This is a genomic window from Cytobacillus sp. FSL W8-0315 (assembly GCF_038002905.1).
GTDB classification, from domain to species: Bacteria; Bacillota; Bacilli; order Bacillales; family Cytobacillaceae; genus Cytobacillus; species Cytobacillus pseudoceanisediminis.
Genome location: NZ_JBBOOC010000001.1, coordinates 562,819 through 581,902, shown reverse-complemented (window position 1 = coordinate 581,902; position 19,084 = coordinate 562,819). Strand labels below are relative to the sequence as shown.

General features: G+C 43.0%; 35 protein-coding genes. All 35 read left to right on the top strand.

All coding sequences use genetic code 11. The features are described 5' to 3' along the window. Positions 1-252 precede the first annotated feature (252 nt). The 35 genes from rpsJ to truA all read left to right on the top strand — a co-directional run bounded on the left by rpsJ (position 253) and on the right by truA (position 19,043). Entirely contained in the window at positions 253-561 is a 309-nt protein-coding gene (gene rpsJ, locus MKY20_RS03255; RefSeq protein WP_009336571.1) for a 30S ribosomal protein S10, read from the top strand. A gap of 40 nt (positions 562-601) precedes the next feature. Continuing rightward, positions 602-1,228, top strand: a complete 627-nt coding sequence (rplC, locus tag MKY20_RS03250) for a 50S ribosomal protein L3 (protein ID WP_009336573.1) — start codon at positions 602-604, stop codon at positions 1,226-1,228. 28 nt (positions 1,229-1,256) lie between these two features. Beyond that, a complete protein-coding gene (gene rplD, locus MKY20_RS03245) occupies positions 1,257-1,880 on the top strand; it encodes a 50S ribosomal protein L4 (protein ID WP_009336574.1) in 624 nt (207 codons plus the stop codon). Next, a complete protein-coding gene (rplW, locus tag MKY20_RS03240; protein ID WP_009336576.1) occupies positions 1,880-2,164 on the top strand; it encodes a 50S ribosomal protein L23 in 285 nt (94 codons plus the stop codon). The genes rplD and rplW overlap by 1 nt, the downstream gene beginning before the upstream one ends. A 32-nt stretch (positions 2,165-2,196) precedes the next feature. Continuing rightward, on the top strand, positions 2,197-3,027 hold the full coding sequence (gene rplB / locus MKY20_RS03235; RefSeq protein WP_009336578.1) for a 50S ribosomal protein L2: 831 nt from the start codon (positions 2,197-2,199) through the stop codon (positions 3,025-3,027). A gap of 60 nt (positions 3,028-3,087) precedes the next feature. After that, the gene (gene rpsS / locus MKY20_RS03230; RefSeq protein WP_009336580.1) at positions 3,088-3,366 is read left to right on the top strand and encodes a 30S ribosomal protein S19; all 279 of its coding nucleotides are present in this window, start codon (positions 3,088-3,090) and stop codon (positions 3,364-3,366) included. A gap of 18 nt (positions 3,367-3,384) precedes the next feature. Then, on the top strand, positions 3,385-3,726 hold the full coding sequence (rplV, locus tag MKY20_RS03225) for a 50S ribosomal protein L22 (protein ID WP_009336582.1): 342 nt from the start codon (positions 3,385-3,387) through the stop codon (positions 3,724-3,726). Positions 3,727-3,729: 3 nt separating this feature from the next. Continuing rightward, positions 3,730-4,386 carry a 30S ribosomal protein S3 gene (gene rpsC, locus MKY20_RS03220; RefSeq protein ID WP_009336585.1) on the top strand — a complete coding sequence of 219 codons (657 nt, stop codon included), beginning with the start codon at positions 3,730-3,732 and terminating at the stop codon, positions 4,384-4,386. 1 nt (position 4,387) lies between these two features. Next, positions 4,388-4,822: a 50S ribosomal protein L16 gene (rplP, locus tag MKY20_RS03215; RefSeq protein ID WP_009336587.1), complete on the top strand. Its 435-nt coding sequence runs from the start codon at positions 4,388-4,390 to the stop codon at positions 4,820-4,822. Further along, positions 4,812-5,012, top strand: coding sequence for a 50S ribosomal protein L29 (gene rpmC / locus MKY20_RS03210; protein WP_009336588.1), 201 nt, complete (start codon positions 4,812-4,814; stop codon positions 5,010-5,012). Before rplP ends, rpmC begins: the two co-directional genes overlap by 11 nt. Positions 5,013-5,033: 21 nt before the next feature. Beyond that, on the top strand, positions 5,034-5,297 hold the full coding sequence (gene rpsQ, locus MKY20_RS03205) for a 30S ribosomal protein S17 (protein ID WP_009336589.1): 264 nt from the start codon (positions 5,034-5,036) through the stop codon (positions 5,295-5,297). 40 nt (positions 5,298-5,337) lie between these two features. Continuing rightward, positions 5,338-5,706 carry a 50S ribosomal protein L14 gene (gene rplN, locus MKY20_RS03200; RefSeq protein WP_009336590.1) on the top strand — a complete coding sequence of 123 codons (369 nt, stop codon included), beginning with the start codon at positions 5,338-5,340 and terminating at the stop codon, positions 5,704-5,706. A gap of 37 nt (positions 5,707-5,743) precedes the next feature. After that, positions 5,744-6,055, top strand: a complete 312-nt coding sequence (gene rplX, locus MKY20_RS03195) for a 50S ribosomal protein L24 (RefSeq protein ID WP_009336591.1) — start codon at positions 5,744-5,746, stop codon at positions 6,053-6,055. Positions 6,056-6,081: 26 nt separating this feature from the next. After that, on the top strand, positions 6,082-6,621 hold the full coding sequence (gene rplE, locus MKY20_RS03190) for a 50S ribosomal protein L5 (protein WP_009336592.1): 540 nt from the start codon (positions 6,082-6,084) through the stop codon (positions 6,619-6,621). 25 nt (positions 6,622-6,646) lie between these two features. Further along, a complete protein-coding gene (rpsN, locus tag MKY20_RS03185; protein WP_009336593.1) occupies positions 6,647-6,832 on the top strand; it encodes a 30S ribosomal protein S14 in 186 nt (61 codons plus the stop codon). A gap of 29 nt (positions 6,833-6,861) precedes the next feature. Beyond that, positions 6,862-7,260 (top strand): 30S ribosomal protein S8, encoded by a 399-nt coding sequence (gene rpsH / locus MKY20_RS03180; protein ID WP_009336594.1) that lies wholly within the window; start codon positions 6,862-6,864, stop codon positions 7,258-7,260. Between the two features lie 31 nt (positions 7,261-7,291). Further along, a complete protein-coding gene (gene rplF / locus MKY20_RS03175) occupies positions 7,292-7,828 on the top strand; it encodes a 50S ribosomal protein L6 (protein ID WP_009336595.1) in 537 nt (178 codons plus the stop codon). Positions 7,829-7,860: 32 nt separating this feature from the next. Beyond that, positions 7,861-8,223, top strand: a complete 363-nt coding sequence (gene rplR / locus MKY20_RS03170; protein ID WP_009336596.1) for a 50S ribosomal protein L18 — start codon at positions 7,861-7,863, stop codon at positions 8,221-8,223. A gap of 24 nt (positions 8,224-8,247) precedes the next feature. Next, a complete protein-coding gene (gene rpsE / locus MKY20_RS03165; RefSeq protein ID WP_009336597.1) occupies positions 8,248-8,748 on the top strand; it encodes a 30S ribosomal protein S5 in 501 nt (166 codons plus the stop codon). 13 nt (positions 8,749-8,761) lie between these two features. Then, entirely contained in the window at positions 8,762-8,944 is a 183-nt protein-coding gene (gene rpmD, locus MKY20_RS03160) for a 50S ribosomal protein L30 (protein ID WP_009336598.1), read from the top strand. Between the two features lie 32 nt (positions 8,945-8,976). After that, a complete protein-coding gene (gene rplO / locus MKY20_RS03155; RefSeq protein ID WP_009336599.1) occupies positions 8,977-9,417 on the top strand; it encodes a 50S ribosomal protein L15 in 441 nt (146 codons plus the stop codon). Beyond that, positions 9,417-10,712 (top strand): preprotein translocase subunit SecY, encoded by a 1,296-nt coding sequence (gene secY, locus MKY20_RS03150; RefSeq protein ID WP_009336600.1) that lies wholly within the window; start codon positions 9,417-9,419, stop codon positions 10,710-10,712. Before rplO ends, secY begins: the two co-directional genes overlap by 1 nt. Before the next feature lie 59 nt (positions 10,713-10,771). Beyond that, on the top strand, positions 10,772-11,422 hold the full coding sequence (locus MKY20_RS03145; protein ID WP_009336601.1) for an adenylate kinase: 651 nt from the start codon (positions 10,772-10,774) through the stop codon (positions 11,420-11,422). After that, entirely contained in the window at positions 11,419-12,165 is a 747-nt protein-coding gene (gene map, locus MKY20_RS03140; RefSeq protein ID WP_009336602.1) for a type I methionyl aminopeptidase, read from the top strand. The genes MKY20_RS03145 and map overlap by 4 nt, the downstream gene beginning before the upstream one ends. 16 nt (positions 12,166-12,181) lie before the next feature. Then, positions 12,182-12,517 carry a KOW domain-containing RNA-binding protein gene (locus MKY20_RS03135; protein WP_009336603.1) on the top strand — a complete coding sequence of 112 codons (336 nt, stop codon included), beginning with the start codon at positions 12,182-12,184 and terminating at the stop codon, positions 12,515-12,517. Continuing rightward, a complete protein-coding gene (gene infA / locus MKY20_RS03130; RefSeq protein ID WP_009336604.1) occupies positions 12,495-12,713 on the top strand; it encodes a translation initiation factor IF-1 in 219 nt (72 codons plus the stop codon). Before MKY20_RS03135 ends, infA begins: the two co-directional genes overlap by 23 nt. A 35-nt stretch (positions 12,714-12,748) precedes the next feature. Beyond that, the gene (rpmJ, locus tag MKY20_RS03125; RefSeq protein ID WP_000868344.1) at positions 12,749-12,862 is read left to right on the top strand and encodes a 50S ribosomal protein L36; all 114 of its coding nucleotides are present in this window, start codon (positions 12,749-12,751) and stop codon (positions 12,860-12,862) included. A 23-nt stretch (positions 12,863-12,885) separates the two neighbouring features. Further along, positions 12,886-13,251: a 30S ribosomal protein S13 gene (gene rpsM / locus MKY20_RS03120; protein ID WP_009336605.1), complete on the top strand. Its 366-nt coding sequence runs from the start codon at positions 12,886-12,888 to the stop codon at positions 13,249-13,251. Between the two features lie 21 nt (positions 13,252-13,272). Then, positions 13,273-13,662, top strand: coding sequence for a 30S ribosomal protein S11 (gene rpsK / locus MKY20_RS03115; protein ID WP_009336606.1), 390 nt, complete (start codon positions 13,273-13,275; stop codon positions 13,660-13,662). A gap of 173 nt (positions 13,663-13,835) precedes the next feature. Then, the gene (locus tag MKY20_RS03110; protein WP_009336607.1) at positions 13,836-14,780 is read left to right on the top strand and encodes a DNA-directed RNA polymerase subunit alpha; all 945 of its coding nucleotides are present in this window, start codon (positions 13,836-13,838) and stop codon (positions 14,778-14,780) included. A gap of 78 nt (positions 14,781-14,858) precedes the next feature. Then, complete coding sequence (rplQ, locus tag MKY20_RS03105) at positions 14,859-15,221, top strand: 50S ribosomal protein L17 (RefSeq protein ID WP_009336608.1); 363 nt, start codon at positions 14,859-14,861, stop codon at positions 15,219-15,221. 593 nt (positions 15,222-15,814) lie between these two features. Continuing rightward, on the top strand, positions 15,815-16,654 hold the full coding sequence (locus MKY20_RS03100) for an energy-coupling factor ABC transporter ATP-binding protein (RefSeq protein ID WP_071157961.1): 840 nt from the start codon (positions 15,815-15,817) through the stop codon (positions 16,652-16,654). After that, a complete protein-coding gene (locus MKY20_RS03095; RefSeq protein WP_071157959.1) occupies positions 16,630-17,499 on the top strand; it encodes an energy-coupling factor ABC transporter ATP-binding protein in 870 nt (289 codons plus the stop codon). The genes MKY20_RS03100 and MKY20_RS03095 overlap by 25 nt, the downstream gene beginning before the upstream one ends. Beyond that, a complete protein-coding gene (locus MKY20_RS03090; protein ID WP_009336611.1) occupies positions 17,496-18,293 on the top strand; it encodes an energy-coupling factor transporter transmembrane component T family protein in 798 nt (265 codons plus the stop codon). The genes MKY20_RS03095 and MKY20_RS03090 overlap by 4 nt, the downstream gene beginning before the upstream one ends. A 12-nt stretch (positions 18,294-18,305) precedes the next feature. Then, positions 18,306-19,043: a tRNA pseudouridine(38-40) synthase TruA gene (gene truA, locus MKY20_RS03085; protein WP_019382786.1), complete on the top strand. Its 738-nt coding sequence runs from the start codon at positions 18,306-18,308 to the stop codon at positions 19,041-19,043. The last annotated feature ends 41 nt before the right edge of the window (positions 19,044-19,084 follow it).

Here is a 19,084-nt window from a genome sequence, read left to right as displayed (position 1 = left end):
TATTTAGACTTCTTCCTATCCTATTGAAAACTTTGTAATCTGCAGTTATAATAGTAAAAGTGTGCGAAACATAAAGAAATAACATATACATGTTGCATTTCATTTATTGTTTCTGTATAATAGACAATGTTGGTCTTTGACTGCGATGATGTGAAAGGTTGCTGACACACCCGGCCGCTTTGCCATGGCGAGTGTGTGGGAAATTTTCACGGAGAATGTCTATATTAAAATAGGCGAAAAGGAGGGAAAATAATGGCAAAACAAAAAATTCGTATTCGTTTAAAAGCGTATGATCACAGAATTCTTGATCAATCAGCAGAAAAGATTGTTGAGACTGCAAAACGTTCTGGTGCGGCTGTTTCAGGTCCGATTCCATTACCAACTGAAAAGTCTATTTACACAATCCTTCGTGCGGTTCACAAGTACAAAGATTCTCGTGAGCAGTTCGAAATGCGTACGCATAAACGTCTAATCGACATCGTTAACCCAACACCACAAACGGTTGATTCTCTAATGCGTTTAGACTTACCGTCTGGTGTAGATATCGAAATCAAACTTTAATCAATAAATAATCATAAGAAAATTAGGAGGTGTGACTGAAATGACCAAAGGAATCTTAGGAAGAAAGATTGGTATGACTCAAGTATTTGCTGAAAACGGTGATCTTATCCCGGTAACAGTTGTTGAGGCAGCTCCAAACGTTGTTCTTCAAATGAAGTCAGTTGAAACTGATGGATATGAAGCGATCCAGCTTGGATTTGAAGATAAGCGCGAAAAGCTATCCAACAAACCTGAAAAAGGCCATGTTGCTAAAGCAAACACTGCTCCTAAGCGCTTCGTACGCGAATTCCGCGGAGCTGATTTAGGACAATATGAAGTTGGTCAAGAAGTCAAAGTTGATATATTCGCAGAAGGCGAAACTGTTGATGTAACAGGAATCTCAAAGGGTAAAGGTTTCCAGGGTGCCATCAAGCGCCACGGACAATCTCGCGGGCCTATGGCTCACGGTTCTCGTTACCACCGTCGCCCTGGTTCAATGGGTCCTGTAGCTCCAAACCGTGTATTTAAAGGTAAACTATTACCTGGACGTATGGGCGGAGAGCAAATCACTGTACAAAACCTTGAAATCGTTAAAGTTGATGCTGAGCGCAACTTGCTATTGATCAAAGGTAACGTACCTGGTGCTAGAAAAGCATTAGTAAAAATCAAAAGTGCGGTAAAAGCATAATAATTAAACCGGAAAGGAGGAAAACAGAATGCCGAAAGTAGCATTGTTTAACCAAAGCGGATCTAAAGTTGGTGATATCGAACTTAATGATGCGATCTTTGGTATCGAGCCTAACCAGCACGTATTATTCGAAGCTATTGTTATGCAAAGAGCTTCTTTACGTCAAGGGACTCATAAAACTAAAATTCGTTCTGAAGTAGCGGGCGGAGGACGCAAGCCATGGCGCCAAAAAGGCACAGGCCGTGCACGTCAAGGTTCTATCCGTTCACCACAATGGCGCGGAGGCGGTACTGTATTTGGTCCTGTACCACGCAGCTACAGCTACAAACTACCTAAAAAGGTTCGCCGTCTGGCAATCAAATCTGCGTTATCTTCTAAAGTGTTAGAAGAAAACATCCTAGTATTAGAAGGCCTTGCTTTCGAAACTCCTAAAACAAAAGACTTCAAAGGTGTATTAACTGGTCTTTCTGTTGATTCAAAAGCACTTATCGTAACTGCTGACCTAGATGAGAACGTAGCATTATCTGCTCGCAACATCCCTGGTGTAACAGTTGTGTCTGCTTCTGGAATCACTGTTTTAGATGTTTTAAACCATGATAAGCTTATCATGACGAAAGCAGCGGTTGAAAAAGTAGAGGAGGTGCTTGCATAATGGATGCACGCGAAATCATTAAGCGCCCCGTAATCACTGAACGTTCTACTGATATTATGGCTGATAAAAAATATACGTTCGAAGTTGACGTACGAGCTAACAAAACTCAAGTTAAGGACGCTGTAGAGCAAATCTTTGGCGTTAAAGTTGAGAAAGTTAACATCATGAACTACAAAGGTAAGTTCAAGCGTATGGGCAAATTTGGCGGTTACACTAACAAACGCCGTAAAGCGATCGTTAAATTAACAGCTGAAAGTCAAGAAATCGAGCTATTTGAAGCTTAAAACTACTATAACTAGAAGAGGAGGGAAACGAAATGGCGATTAAAAAGTATAAACCTACCTCTAATGGTCGTCGCGGCATGACGGTATCTGATTTCGCAGAAATCACGACTAACAAACCAGAAAAGTCTTTACTTGCTCCTGTTAAGAGAAAAGGCGGCCGTAACAACCAAGGTAAGTTGACAGTTCGTCATCAAGGCGGCGGTCATAAACGTCAATATCGTATCATCGATTTCAAACGTAACAAAGATGGCATTCCAGGACGCGTTGCCACAATCGAGTATGATCCAAACCGCTCTGCAAATATTGCACTAATTAACTATGTGGATGGAGAAAAGCGTTACATCCTTGCTCCTAAGAATTTACAAGTGGGCATGGAAGTAATGTCAGGTCCTGAAGCGGATATCAAAGTGGGTAATGCACTTCCACTAGCTAATATTCCAGTGGGTACTGTAATCCACAACATCGAATTAAAACCTGGTAAAGGCGGACAATTAGTACGTTCTGCTGGTACTTCTGCACAAGTTCTTGGTAAAGAAGGAAAGTATGTATTAGTTCGTTTGAACTCTGGTGAAGTTCGCATGATTCTTGCTGAGTGCCGCGCAACTGTAGGTCAGGTTGGCAACGAGCAGCACGAGCTTATTAACATTGGTAAAGCAGGTCGTTCACGCTGGTTAGGCAAGCGCCCAACTGTACGTGGATCTGTAATGAACCCTAACGATCACCCGCACGGTGGTGGTGAAGGACGTGCGCCAATCGGACGTAAGTCTCCAATGACTCCTTGGGGCAAACCAACACTTGGTTACAAGACACGCAAGAAAAACAACAAATCAGACAAATTTATCGTACGTCGTCGTAAAAAATAACGGGATTGTACTACGGTTCCAAATAAGAACCGTAGAGCAATCACGAAGGGAGGTTCAATCATGGGTCGCAGCTTAAAAAAAGGACCTTTTGTTGATGAACATTTAATGACAAAGATCGAAAAGCTTAACGAAACAGAAAGCAAGCAAGTTACTAAAACTTGGTCTCGCCGTTCTACGATCTTCCCACAATTCATCGGACACACAATCGCAGTTTATGATGGTCGTAAACATGTGCCTGTATACATCACTGAAGACATGGTAGGCCACAAGCTTGGAGAATTCGCTCCAACTCGTGCGTACAAAGGCCATGGCAATGATGATAAGAAAACAAGACGTTAATGAGAGGAGGGCATTCTAATGCAAGCTAAAGCTGTTGCAAGAACAGTTCGTATTGCTCCTCGTAAAGCTCGTTTAGTCGTAGATTTAATTCGAGGAAAGCAAGTAGGCGAAGCAGTAGCGATTTTGAACCTTACACCTAAAGCTGCTTCTCCAATCGTAGAGAAAGTTTTAAAATCTGCACTAGCTAACGCTGAGCACAACTACGAAATGGACGTTAACAATCTGGTAGTTGCTCAAGCATTCGTAGACGAAGGACCAACTTTAAAACGTTTCCGTCCTCGCGCTATGGGCCGTGCAAGCCAAATCAACAAGCGCACTAGTCATATTACTATCGTTTTATCAGAAAAGAAGGAGGGATAATCAGTGGGTCAAAAAGTAAATCCAGTCGGTTTGCGTGTCGGTGTCATCCGTGATTGGGAGTCAAAATGGTACGCAGGCAAAGACTATGCTGATCTTTTACACGAAGACCTTAAGGTTCGTGAGTACATCACAAAGCGTTTAAGCGATGCTTCTGTTTCTAAAGTAGAAATCGAACGTGCTGCTAATCGCCTGAACATCACTATCCACACTGCGAAACCAGGAATGGTTATCGGTAAAGGTGGTACTGAGGTTGAAGCACTTCGCAAGTCACTTAACTCATTAACTGGCAAGCGTGTTCATATCAACATTCTAGAAATTAAAAGAGCAGACATTGATGCGAAATTGGTTGCGGAAAACATTGCTCGTCAATTAGAAAACCGCGTATCTTTCCGTCGTGCTCAAAAACAAACTATTCAACGTGCAATGCGCGCTGGCGCTAAGGGTATCAAAACAATGGTATCTGGTCGTTTAGGCGGTGCTGATATCGCTCGTTCAGAATCATACAGCGAAGGAACAGTTCCACTTCATACTCTTCGTGCTGATATCGATTATGCTACAGCTGAAGCTGATACAACTTACGGTAAATTGGGCGTAAAAGTATGGATCTATCGTGGAGAGGTCCTTCCTACTAAGAAGAAAACTGGGGAAGGAGGCAAATAATATGTTATTGCCAAAGCGCGTTAAATATCGTCGTGTACACCGCGGAAAAATGCGTGGTCAATCAAAAGGCGGAACTGAAGTAAACTTCGGTGAATATGGTCTTCAAGCTCTTGAAGCTTCTTGGATCACTAACCGTCAAATTGAATCTGCACGTATCGCAATGACTCGTTACATGAAACGTGGCGGTAAGGTTTGGATTCAAATTTTCCCGCATAAGCCTTACACTGCAAAGCCTCTAGAAGTCCGCATGGGTTCCGGTAAAGGTGCTCCAGAAGGATGGGTTGCAGTTGTTAAGCCTGGTAAAGTAATGTTCGAAATCGCTGGTGTATCTGAAGAGATCGCTCGTGAAGCATTACGTCTTGCATCACACAAACTTCCAGTTAAGTGCAAGTTTGTAAAACGAGAAGAAATTGGTGGTGAATCAAATGAAAGCTAATGAAATTCGTGACCTTACCACTGCCGAAATTGAACAAAAAGTAAAATCATTAAAAGAAGAGCTTTTCAACCTTCGCTTTCAATTGGCGACTGGACAACTTGAAAACACAGCTCGCATTCGTGAAGTACGCAAAGCGATTGCCCGCATGAAAACTGTTATTCGTGAAAGAGAAATCGGCTTTAGCAAGTGATATTGAGAGGAGGTTCGCACAATGAGTGAACGCAACCAACGCAAAGTTTACACTGGACGCGTCGTTTCTGACAAAATGGATAAGACAGTAACGGTTCTTGTCGAAACTTACAAAAAGCATCCACTTTACGGTAAACGCGTTAAGTACTCTAAAAAGTTCAAAGCTCATGATGAGCAAAACCAAGCAAAAACTGGCGATATCGTTCGTATTATGGAAACTCGTCCACTATCTGCGACTAAACGCTTCCGTCTTGTAGAAGTAGTTGAAAAAGCAGTTATTATCTAATTGTTCGGAATAAGGTTTATCCCGAAGGGAGGTTACACACATGATTCAACAAGAATCACGTTTAAAAGTTGCTGACAACTCTGGTGCTCGTGAAGTACTTACAATTAAAGTTCTTGGTGGCTCTGGCCGCAAGACTGCTAACATCGGTGATGTTATCGTTTGTACAGTGAAACAAGCAACACCAGGTGGCGTTGTTAAAAAAGGTGATGTTGTTAAAGCGGTAGTTGTTCGTACTAAGAGCGGTGTACGCCGTAATGACGGTACTTACATTCGTTTCGATGAAAACGCATGTGTAATTATTCGTGATGACAAAGGACCACGCGGAACTCGTATCTTCGGACCAGTTGCCCGTGAACTACGTGAAAACAACTTCATGAAAATTGTATCTTTAGCTCCAGAAGTATTATAAATAACAAATTAAATTGCCTTTAAGGAGGTGCGCACAGATGCATGTGAAAAAAGGTGACAAAGTTATGGTCATCTCTGGTAAGGATAAAGGCAAAACGGGCGTTATTCTTGCAGCGTTCCCTAAACAAAGCCGAGTGCTTGTTGAAGGAGTTAACATTGTAAAGAAACACTCTAAGCCTTCTCAGATGAACCCGCAGGGCGGAATCATCAGCCAAGAGGCACCTGTTCATGTATCAAACGTTATGCCTGTCGATCCTAAATCTGGTGAACCAACTCGTGTAGGCTATAAAACGGTTGATGGCAAAAAAGTACGTGTTGCAAAAAAATCCGGTGAAGTTCTAGATAAATAGTTTAAAGAAGAAGGGAGGTACAATGGATGAACCGCCTAAAAGAAAAGCATTCAAAAGAAATTACTCCTGCTCTAATGAGCAAGTTTAACTATAAATCAGTTATGCAAGCACCTAAGCTTGAAAAAATCGTTATCAACATGGGTGTTGGTGACGCTGTTCAAAACGCTAAAGCACTAGATAAAGCTGTTGAGGAATTAACATTGATTACTGGTCAAAAGCCGGTTATCACTCGCGCTAAGAAATCTATCGCTGGCTTCCGTCTTCGTGAAGGTATGCCAATCGGTGCGAAAGTTACTCTTCGTGGAGAGCGCATGTATGAGTTCTTTGATAAGTTAGTATCTGTATCTCTTCCACGTGTACGTGACTTCCGCGGTATCTCTAAGAAGTCATTTGACGGCCGTGGTAACTATACTCTAGGTGTCAAAGAACAGTTGATCTTCCCTGAGATTGATTACGATAAAGTAAGCAAAGTTCGTGGTATGGATATCGTTATCGTAACTACAGCTAACACTGATGAAGAAGCTCGTGAACTTTTAACTCAATTTGGAATGCCATTCCAAAAGTAATCGCTAAATAGAGGGAGGCGAAAACGTGGCTAAAAAGTCAATGATTGCGAAGCAAAAACGCACGCCTAAACACAAGGTACAGGAGTACACTCGCTGCGAACGCTGCGGACGTCCACATTCTGTATACCGTAAATTTAAGCTTTGTCGTATTTGTTTCCGTGAATTAGCATATAAAGGACAAATTCCTGGCGTGAAAAAAGCTAGCTGGTAAACCCCAAGTATGGGAAGGAGGTAAAAACAATGGTCATGACAGATCCAATTGCAGACTTGCTAACTCGCATCCGTAATGCGAACATGGTTCGTCACGAAAAATTAGAAGTTCCTGCTTCTAACATCAAGAAGGAAATTGCTGAGATCTTAAAGCGTGAAGGTTTTGTACGTGATGTTGAGCTTATAGAGGATAACAAGCAAGGCATCATCCGCATTTTCTTAAAATACGGTTCAAACAACGAACGCGTTATCACTGGTCTTAAGCGTATCAGTAAGCCTGGTCTTCGTGTATACGCAAAGGCTGATGAAGTACCTCGCGTACTTAACGGTCTTGGAATCGCACTAGTTTCTACTTCTCAAGGAGTTCTTACAGACAAAGAAGCTCGCGCTAAACAAGTCGGCGGAGAAGTATTAGCATACGTTTGGTAATAGAGTTTTTCATGAATGGAGGTGCAATTAAATGTCTCGTATAGGTAAAAAACCAATCGAAATTCCATCTGGTGTTACTGTTACTATCGACAATAACACTGTTACTGTGAAGGGTCCTAAAGGTGAACTTTCCCGTTCATTCAACCAGGATATCGAAATCAAGGTGGAGGAGAACGTAATCAACGTTTCCCGTCCATCTGAAGCGAAAGAACACCGCGCATTGCACGGAACAACTCGCGCACTTCTAGCTAACATGGTTGAAGGTGTGTCAAAAGGATTCGAAAGAGGACTAGAGCTTATCGGTGTCGGTTACCGTGCTCAAAAACAAGGCAAAAAGCTTGTTTTAAACGTTGGTTACTCTCATCCTGTTGAAATCGAGCCTGAAGAAGGTATTGAAGTTGAAGTGCCATCTAACACAAAGATCATTGTTAAAGGTACTAGCAAAGAGCGTGTTGGTGCATTGGCTGCCAACATCCGTGATGTTCGTCCTCCAGAGCCTTACAAAGGTAAAGGTATCCGCTATGAAGGCGAATATGTTCGTCGTAAAGAAGGTAAAACTGGTAAGTAATGCCGCTTAGGTAAACGAAAGGAGTGACCGAAATGATTACGAAGGCTGATAAAAATGCAGTTCGTAAGAAAAGACATGCTCGTGTGCGTGCGAAACTTTCTGGAACTGCGGCTCGTCCTCGTTTAAATGTGTATCGTTCAAACAAGCACATTTATGCTCAACTTATTGATGATGTAAACGGAGTTACTGTAGCAAGTGCTTCTACACAAGATAAAGAAGTAAACCTTGATGCAACTGGCAACGTTGATGCAGCAGTTAAGGTCGGAGAATTAGTTGCAAAGCGCGCAGTCGAAAAAGGCGTTAAAGCTGTCGTTTTCGATCGTGGTGGCTATCTATATCATGGACGTGTTAAAGCATTAGCTGATGCAGCACGTGAAAATGGTTTAGAATTTTAATAGACAAAGGAGGGACACAAAAAGATGCGTCGTATTGATCCAAACAAACTTGAACTTGAAGAGCGCGTAGTTACGGTTAATCGTGTAGCAAAGGTTGTTAAAGGTGGACGTCGTTTTCGTTTCTCTGCTCTTGTAGTAGTAGGTGACAAAAACGGTCACGTTGGCTTTGGTACAGGTAAAGCACAGGAAGTTCCTGAAGCAATCCGCAAAGCTATTGAAGATGCTAAGAAAAACTTAGTCGAAGTACCTATGGTTGGAACTACAATTCCTCACCAGGTAATCGGTCACTTCGGTGCTGGAGAAATCCTTCTTAAGCCTGCTTCTGAAGGTACGGGAGTAATCGCCGGAGGTCCAGTTCGTGCGGTTCTAGAATTAGCTGGTGTTGGTGATATCTTATCTAAATCTTTAGGTACTAACACACCAATCAACATGGTTCGCGCCACTTTGAACGGTTTAACTCAATTAAAACGTGCTGAGGACGTAGCGAAATTACGTGGTAAATCAGTAGAAGAACTGTTAGGATAAGGAGGGATATCAAATGGCGAATAAACTAGAAGTAACCCTCACTCGCAGCGTGATTGGTCGCCCGCAAGACCAGCGCGAAACAGTTAAGGCTCTTGGCTTACGCAAAATGCACCAAACAGTTGAGCATCAAGATAATCCTGCTATCCGCGGAATGATCAACAAAGTTGCTCACCTTGTTGTGGTAAAAGAAAAATAATTCTATTCTTCTACAAATAAGGAGGTGCCAACATGAAACTTCATGAATTAAAGCCTGCAGAAGGTTCTCGTCAAGAACGCAAACGCAAAGGCCGTGGTATCGGTTCCGGTAATGGTAAAACTGCTGGTAAGGGTCATAAAGGTCAAAACGCTCGTTCTGGCGGCGGTGTCCGTCCTGGATTCGAGGGTGGTCAAACACCTTTATTCCAACGCTTGCCTAAGCGCGGTTTCACTAACATCAACCGTAAAGAATACGCGGTTGTGAACCTTGATGCTTTAAACCGTTTCGAAGATGGAGCAGAAGTAACTCCTGAGCTTCTTATCGAAACTGGTGTAGTAAGCAACGAAAAAGCAGGAATCAAGATTCTTGCAAAAGGCAAAGTTGAGAAAAAGCTTACAGTTAAAGCTCATAAATTCTCCTCTGCTGCAAAGGAAGCTATCGAAGCTGCCGGCGGTCAAACTGAGGTGATTTAATGTTTCAGACAATCTCCAATTTTATGCGTGTGGGTGATATAAGACGAAAGATTATTTTCACCCTTTTAATGCTGATCGTATTTCGCATCGGTACATTTATCCCTGTACCGGGCGTAAATGCAGATCTATTAAAAGCCCAGGATGAACTTAATGTATTCGGTGTTCTGAATACATTCGGCGGCGGGGCGCTCCTGAACTTCTCAATCCTTGCGATGGGCATCATGCCGTACATTACGGCATCCATCATTGTGCAGCTTCTGCAGATGGATGTTGTTCCTAAGTTTACGGAATGGTCTAAGCAGGGTGAGGTTGGACGCCGTAAGTTAGCTCAGTTTACCCGTTACTTTACTATCGTGCTTGGTTTTATCCAGGCTCTCGGTATGTCTTATGGGTTTAATAACCTAGCAGGCGGAATGCTGATTGAAAATCCGGGAATTACTTCTTATCTATTGATTGCTGTAGTATTGACTGCCGGAACTGCATTTCTAATGTGGCTTGGCGAGCAGATTACATCAAAAGGCGTAGGCAATGGTATTTCCATCATTATCTTTGCTGGTATCGCAGCTGGTATTCCTTCAACGGTTAACCAGATTTATGCTCAGCAGTTTGAAAATGCTGGAGAGCAGCTATTCCTTCGCATTGTGACAGTCGTGCTTATCCTGGTTGCAGTCATCGCTATTGTTGTGGGAACGATCTTTATCCAACAGGCATTAAGAAAAATTCCTATTCAATATGCTAAGCGCGTAACAGCAGGGAAAAATTCTGCTGGCGGACAATCAACTCATCTTCCGTTAAAAGTTAATGCAGCTGGTGTAATTCCAGTAATCTTTGCGATTTCTTTCATCATAACGCCAAGAACCATTGCAGGTTTCTTTGAGCAGAATGATGTGACGCTTTGGATTCAAAGAATATTTGACTACACGTCTCCAATCGGAATGGTCATTTATAGTGCATTAATCATTGCTTTTACTTATTTCTATGCTTTCATTCAGGTGAATCCGGAGCAAGTTGCGGAAAACCTGAAGAAGCAGGGCGGTTATATCCCGGGCATCCGTCCAGGAAATAACACGCAGGAATATTTGACTCGCGTCTTATATCGTTTAACATTGGTCGGTGCGCTCTTCCTGACGGTCATTTCTATCCTGCCGGTATTCTTCATTAATATCGCTGGATTACCTGAATCTGCGCAAATTGGAGGCACAAGTCTGCTAATCGTTGTCGGTGTTGCACTTGAAACGATGAAGCAGCTTGAAGCACAGCTGGTTAAGCGTCATTATAAAGGTTTCATTAAATAATTTGGGTGTAGGGAGCGTCTCGTTCCCTTATACCATTTAGAGACTAGGGGGAAATTGACGTGAATTTAGTTTTAATGGGGCTCCCTGGTGCCGGAAAAGGTACACAAGCCGAGAAGATCGTCCAAAAATACGGCATCCCTCATATCTCTACTGGAGATATGTTCCGTGCGGCTATTAAAGACGAAACGGACCTAGGCCTTAAAGCAAAATCATTCATGGATAAAGGCGAGCTTGTTCCTGATGAAGTAACAATCGGCATTGTCCGTGAACGTTTAAGCAAGGATGATTGCGAAAAAGGCTTTTTGCTGGATGGCTTCCCAAGAACGGTTGCCCAAGCAGATGCCCTTGAAAACATCCTTTCTGATTTAAATAAGAAAATTGATTATGTCATAAATATTGATGTTGATCAGAGCATTCTAATGGAACGTCTTACCGGACGCCGCATCTGTAAAGACTGCGGAGCTACTTATCACTTAGTATTCAATCCGCCAGCGAAGGACGGAGTGTGCGATCGCTGCGGCGGTGAGCTGTATCAGCGTGCTGATGATAATGAAGCTACTGTTCAGAATAGACTTGACGTTAATATTAAACAAACAAAACCGTTGCTTGATTTCTACGAAACGAAAGGTTATCTGCGCAATATTGATGGTCAGCAAGATATTAATAAAGTATTTTCTGATCTTGATGCTTTGCTCGGGGGCTTACAATGATCATTTGCAAAACCCCGCGTGAACTTGATATAATGCGTGAGGCCGGCAGGATCGTAGCACTTACACACCAGGAACTGAAGAAACATATTGTACCCGGAATCACAACCCGCGAATTAGATGATATTGCTGACCAGTTTATCCGTAAACACGATGCAATCCCGTCTTTTAAAGGGTATAATGGTTTCCGCGGCAGCATTTGTGCTTCAGTTAACGATGAACTTGTTCATGGGATCCCTGGTGATCGAGTTTTAAATAACGGTGATATAATCAGCATTGATATCGGTGCTAAATATAACGGTTATCATGGTGACTCAGCCTGGACTTATGCTATTGGCCAAATTGATGAGGAATCCGAGCGTCTGATGGATGTGACAGAGGAATCGTTATATAAGGGCCTTGAAGAAGCAAAACCGGGTGAGCGCTTGTCGAACATCTCCCATGCTATCCAAACGTATGCGGAATCTAATGGCTTTTCCATTGTACGCGAGTATGTCGGCCATGGTGTAGGGCAAGACTTACATGAGGATCCCCAAATTCCTCATTATGGACCGCCTAACAGAGGGCCGCGCTTAAAGCCGGGTATGGTACTTGCTATTGAACCTATGGTGAATGCAGGAAGTCGTTATGTTAAAACCTTAACCGATAACTGGACAGTTGTAACGGTTGACGGTAAAAGGTGTGCACATTTTGAGCACACAATAGCGATCACTGAAACCGGTTATGAAATATTAACAAAAGCCTAAGGTGCAGGTGATTCCATTGGTTGGTTCTGATACGAATCCGCAGCCTGGTCAAATTGTTTTGATCAAAAGCGGGCGCGATGCTGGTCAATATGCTATAATTATAAGGTTGATGGATGAAAGGTTTGTTATGCTTGCTGACGGCGGCAGGAAGAAATTCGATTGCCCGAAGAAAAAGAACATTCAGCATCTGCAATTGCTTAATTATATCTCTCCAGAAGTTCAGACCAGTCTCGAGGAGACCGGCCGTGTAACAAACGGAAAGTTGCGCTTTGCGCTTGCAAAGTATGTAAATGAATTCGTATATGATATGAAGAAGGGAGTATCGTTCAATGGCGAAAGACGATGTAATTGAAATAGAAGGCACAGTTGTTGATACTTTGCCAAATGCAATGTTTAAGGTAGAATTAGAAAATGGTCATACAGTGCTAGCTCATGTATCCGGTAAGATCCGTATGCACTTCATCCGCATTTTACCTGGAGATAAAGTAACAGTTGAGCTATCTCCATATGATTTAACACGCGGTAGAATCACATATCGTTTTAAATAATCATTGCACTCCGTACTATTAAGGAGGTTAGGATAATGAAAGTAAGACCATCAGTTAAACCAATCTGCGAAAAGTGTAAAGTTATCCGCAGACGTGGAAAAGTAATGGTTATCTGTGAAAACCCTAAACATAAACAAAAACAAGGTTAAATTGAAGGAGGTGCGCTTATACAATGGCACGTATTGCTGGTGTAGATGTTCCACGTGAAAAACGTGTAGTAATCTCATTAACTTATATCTTTGGTATTGGTAAATCTACAGCTCAAAAAGTTTTGGCTGAAGCTGGTGTTTCTGAAGACACTCGTGTTCGTGATCTTACAGAAGATGAACTTAACAAAATCCGTGACATCATTGACAAATTGAAAGTTGAAGGTGACCTTCGCCGTGAAGTATCACTTAACATCAAACGTCTAATGGAGATCGGAAGCTATCGCGGTCTACGTCATCGCCGTGGTTTACCGGTTCGCGGACAAAACACAAAAAACAACGCTCGTACTCGCAAAGGTCCTCGTAAGACTGTTGCGAACAAGAAGAAATAATCGGTAAAGGAGGTACTTTAAATGGCTCGTAAAACTAATACACGTAAGCGTCGTGTGAAAAAGAATATTGAACAAGGTATTGCACATATCCGTTCTACTTTCAATAACACAATCGTAACTATCACTGATGTTCATGGAAATGCTGTTTCCTGGTCAAGTGCTGGAGCTCTTGGATTCAAAGGTTCTCGTAAATCTACTCCATTCGCAGCGCAAATGGCAGCTGAAACTGCAGCTAAAACTTCTCAGGAACACGGTATGAAATCTCTTGAAGTAACTGTTAAAGGACCTGGTGCAGGACGTGAAGCTGCTATCCGTGCTCTTCAAGCTGCTGGTCTAGAAGTTACTGCTATCAGAGACGTAACTCCAGTTCCTCATAACGGATGTCGTCCACCAAAACGCCGCCGTGTATAATTTTTCTGTATAGATTTTGTATCCTTGTCTATAATGGGATATGATACTAATTTTTTAGTTATACAGAACAATTATTCCAGTTGTTGTGCACAAAACGGGAACGTATACATGGGGGAATTTCGGTTAGAGATTGCTAGCCGGGGTTTCGACGTTTTGAAGGAGGGTATATTTTGATGATCGAAATAGAAAAACCAAAAATCGAAACGGTTGAGATCAGCGATGATGCCAAGTACGGCAAGTTCGTCGTCGAGCCACTTGAGCGTGGATATGGTACAACTTTGGGTAACTCCTTACGTCGTATCCTTTTATCCTCACTCCCAGGTGCCGCTGTCACATCGATCCAAATTGATGGGGTACTTCATGAGTTCTCAACAATTGAAGGCGTCGTAGAAGATGTAACATCTATCATTTTAAACATTAAAAAACTAGCACTTAAAATCTACTCTGATGAAGAAAAAACATTGGAAATCGATGTTCAGGGTGAAGGTGTAGTGAAGGCAGCTGACGTAACTCATGACAGCGATGTTGAAATCCTTAATCCGGATCTTCATATTGCTACTCTAGGTTCAAATGCCCACCTGCGCATGCGTTTAACTGCAAGACGCGGACGAGGGTATACACCAGCTGACCAAAACAAGAGAGAAGATCAGCCAATCGGTGTGATTCCGATCGATTCCATCTACACTCCAGTATCTCGCATTTCTTATCAGGTAGAGAATACACGTGTGGGTCAAATGACTAACTATGATAAGTTAACATTCGATGTTTGGACTGACGGAAGTACAGGTCCTCAAGATGCGGTTGCACTTGGAGCGAAGATCTTAACTGAGCATTTGAATATCTTTGTCGGTTTAACTGATGAAGCTCAAAATGCCGAAATCATGGTTGAAAAAGAAGAAGACCAAAAAGAGAAAGTACTTGAGATGACAATTGAAGAACTTGATTTATCTGTACGTTCTTACAACTGCTTAAAGCGTGCTGGCATCAATACTGTTCAGGAATTAGCCAATAAGACTGAAGAGGATATGATGAAGGTCCGTAATCTGGGCAGAAAGTCACTTGAGGAAGTAAAACATAAATTAGAAGATCTTGGACTGGGCTTACGCAAAGACGATTGATTGATGTAAATTGATTCATCATCTTTATATGTTTGCTTTCAGCAGATTGAATGACTTCAACAAAGGAGGGAAACTTTCATGGGATACAGAAAGTTAGGACGCACTAGCTCACAACGTAAAGCTATGCTGCGTGACTTAGCAACAGATCTAATCATCAATGAGCGCATCGAAACAACTGAAGCTCGTGCAAAAGAACTTCGTTCAGTTGTTGAGAAAATGATCACTCTTGGAAAGCGCGGCGACTTGCATGCACGCCGTCAAGCAGCTGCTTTTGTTCGCAATGAGGTAGCTAACGCTGAAACTGACCAGGATGCAGTTCAAAAATTATTCAGCGACATCGCAACTCGTTATGAAGAGCGCCAAGGCGGATACACTCGTATTATGAAACTTGGACCTCGTCGTGGAGACGGTGCGCCAATGGTAATCATCGAGTTAGTATAATTTTTTAAGGAAAGGGCGCGGGACGGTTTCATTGAACTTGTTCTTTGCCCTTTTTCTATAAAAGCGGCTGTTTCCTTAATATGTTAGGAACGCCTATTTCAGGCCAAAAACGAGCGTTACGATGAGCATGTACAGCTATTATACAGGGATGGATGACCAATAGATTCCCCATTACCTGGTACACTGTCTTGTCTAGCTCATGCACCTCTTCCGGAAAGAAGATTTGCGCCCGGCAGTTTACTGCCTGACGGAAAGAGGTGCAGGCTTTTTTAAATTTAGTATGTTCATAAACCATAAGGAAATCGAGGTCTCTGAACAGTCATACTATAGCAAGAACCAACCACCATACTGCGTCAGTATGAGCTTTTAATAGGGAGGCATAATAGGCATCCAATAAGCTTAGATAGCAGAAATCCAGATTTTCTTGTGTATTACAAGTGTGGGAGAATGGTATCATTCAACGCTTGCTATCCGGTAACATAACCTATTATCGAACTATTTAAAGCTCGCCAAAAATGGCGGGTTTTTTCATTAGGATAAAAATATTAGAGCAGAGCTGAAATAGAGAAGCAGAGCTGAGAGGAGGACTTCACATGAACGAGCCGCTGGTAGAATTGAAAAATGTTTCGTTTAAATACGATGCAGAGGCTGGATATGCGCTGCACAATGTCTCTTTCAATATATGGAAAGGGGAATGGCTTGCTATTGTTGGCCATAATGGTTCCGGGAAATCAACACTAGCCAAACTTCTGAATGGCCTGCACTTTCCTCTGGAAGGCAGTATTACAGTAGGAGGAATTCCATTGACCGAAGAGACAGTCTGGGAAACCAGAAAGAAGATCGGCATGGTTTTTCAGAATCCGGATAACCAGTTTGTCGGAACGACCGTACAGGATGATGTGGCTTTTGGTTTAGAAAACCATGGAATTGAAAGAAATGACATGGTTCAGCGTGTTGCGCAATCACTGGAGAAAGTCAAAATGGAACAATTTCTTAATCAAGAGCCGCACCATCTTTCTGGCGGCCAGAAACAAAGGGTGGCCATTGCCGGCGTCATCGCCCTAAGGCCGGACATTATAATTCTGGACGAGTCAACCTCCATGCTTGATCCACGAGGGCGTGAAGAGGTGCTTGAAACCGTCAGAGAGCTGAAGCAGGACTATCATATGACAGTCATCTCCATCACACATGATTTGGAGGAAGCTGCAAAGGCTGATCGCATCGTGGTTATGAACAGAGGACAGTTATATCGGGAAGGCACACCTGAGGAAATCTTTCAAATGGATGAAGAGCTTGTAAAGCTGGGCCTGGATATTCCTTTTCCTGTGAAGCTAAGCAAGATATTAAGAGAAAAAGGCTTGCCGTTATCAAGGCATTATTTATCTGAAGAAGAGTTGGTGGAAGAATTATGGACATCTCACTCCAAAATGTAGAATACCGGTATCAGGTCAATACGCCATTTGAACGCCTCGCGATAAAGGATGTTTCCATTGATATTCCATCAGGCACGTTTCTGGCAATTATCGGTCATACGGGATCAGGCAAATCGACTGTCCTCCAGCATTTAAATGCCCTGCTTAAACCGACAGAAGGCCAGGTAGTGATTGGAGAGCGTCTGATCACCTCGCATAAGAAACAAAAAAACCTGAAGGAAATCCGCCAAAGGGTCGGCATCGTGTTTCAATTTCCTGAGCATCAGCTGTTTGAGGAAACGGTCGAGAAAGATATATGCTTTGGTCCGATGAACTTCGGAGTGTCAGAAGAGGAAGCCAAAAAAAGAGCAAGAGCAGCCATAAGCCAGGTTGGCCTGCCGGAGGAAATTTTACACAAGTCCCCATTTGACCTGTCAGGCGGCCAAATGAGACGGGTGGCGATAGCGGGAGTACTGGCAATGGAGCCTGATGTCATTGTCCTGGATGAGCCTACTGCAGGGCTTGACCCGCGGGGAAGAAAAGAAATCATGGATATGTTCTACAGCCTGCATGGTACAAGAGGGCTATCGACAGTGCTCGTGACACATAGCATGGAGGACGCCTCCCGCTATGCTGATCAGATTGTCATCATGCACAACGGTGAAGTGTACAGAAAGGGAACGCCTAAAGAAATCTTTTCTTCTCCGGAAGGCTTGCTTAAGCTTGGCCTCGATGTTCCGGAGGTTGTCCGTTTTCAGCTGAAAATGGAAGAATCACTTAACATCCGTTTATCTAAGACATGTCTGACCATGGATGAGCTGACGGATGAGATTGCTGCTGCGATGAAAAGGGGGACGCCAAAATGATGGATAAAATGATCTTTGGGCGCTATGTTCCGGCAGAGTCTGTCCTGCACAGGATGGATCCCCGTTCTAAGCTAGTCCTTATTTTCTTATTCGTGTGCATTGTCTTCCTGGCAAATAATATGCTGACATACGGCTTACTTACGGTTTACACCTTTTTGATGATTGCTTTATCGAAGGTTCCGATCCGGTTTATCTATACAGGGTTAAAGCCGGTCCTTCTGCTTGTTATTTTTACATTATTCCTCCACTTGTTTTTGACAAAAGAGGGTGAAGTCCTCTTCCGTTTTGGATGGATTACAATCTATGAAGAAGGTTTGAGACAGGGGATTTTCATATCATTGCGCTTCTTCCTGCTCATTCTGATGACTTCCATTCTGACTTTGACAACGACTCCGATTGAAATAACGGATGGTCTGGAAAGCCTGCTGGCTCCATTGAATAAAATCAAGTTTCCGGTGCATGAACTGGCATTAATGATGTCGATTTCTCTTCGCTTTATCCCGACACTTATGCAGGAAACGGATAAAATCATGAAAGCTCAGACAGCCAGGGGAGTCGATTTTTCAAGCGGCCCGATTAAAGAACGTATCAAAGCCATTATTCCTCTCTTAATCCCTTTGTTTGTCAGTTCGTTCAAACGGGCTGAGGAGCTTGCTGTAGCGATGGAGTCACGCGGCTATAGAGGCGGGGAAGGCAGAACGAAATACAGGCAGCTTAACTGGGGTCTGAAGGATACGGCAATGCTGGCAATGCTTGCAGCCCTGACTCTGGTGTTAATCCTGCTGAGGACGTAATGAGGTGACCCTATGCAAAGATTTAAATGTAATATAACGTATGACGGCACCCATTTTGCAGGCTATCAGGTGCAGCCTGGCAAGCGGACTGTTCAAGGAGAGCTGGAGAGGGCCTTAAAGAAGCTTCATAAAGGAGAAGACATCAAGGTCACAGCCTCAGGCAGAACCGATGCGGGTGTCCATGCAAGGGGCCAGGTGATCCATTTCGATTCCCCTTTGAATATTCCTATTGGAAAATGGGAAATCGCCCTTAATTCCCTGCTGCCGGATGAGGTGGCCATAGTGGGGGCTGAGACAGTGCCTGATGACTTTCATGTCCGTTTTGATGCGAAAGGGAAGGAATATCGGTACTTCGTGCATCGCTCATCCAGGAGAGACCCTTTTAAACGACATTATGCCTATCATTACCCCTATCCCTTAAATACGGATGCAATCAAACAAGCGGCTGCGGATTTAATAGGGACACATGATTTTACAAGCTTCTGCTCCGCTAAGACGGAAGTGGAGGATAAGGTCAGGGAACTACAGGAGATAGAGGTGCAGGAAAAAGAGGATATGCTCATCTTCCGCTTTAGAGGCACCGGATTCTTATATAATATGGTCCGCATCCTGGCCGGCACACTACTTGAAGTTGGCTCAGGGGAAAGAGACCCCGATTCCATGCCTTCTGTTCTTAAAGAAAAAAACAGATCAGCTGCAGGGAAAACAGCGCCTCCTCAAGGTTTATATTTGTGGAAAGTTTTTTATTAAAATTTTGGAAAAAACAATTGAAGAACCGCGAGGGCGCGTTG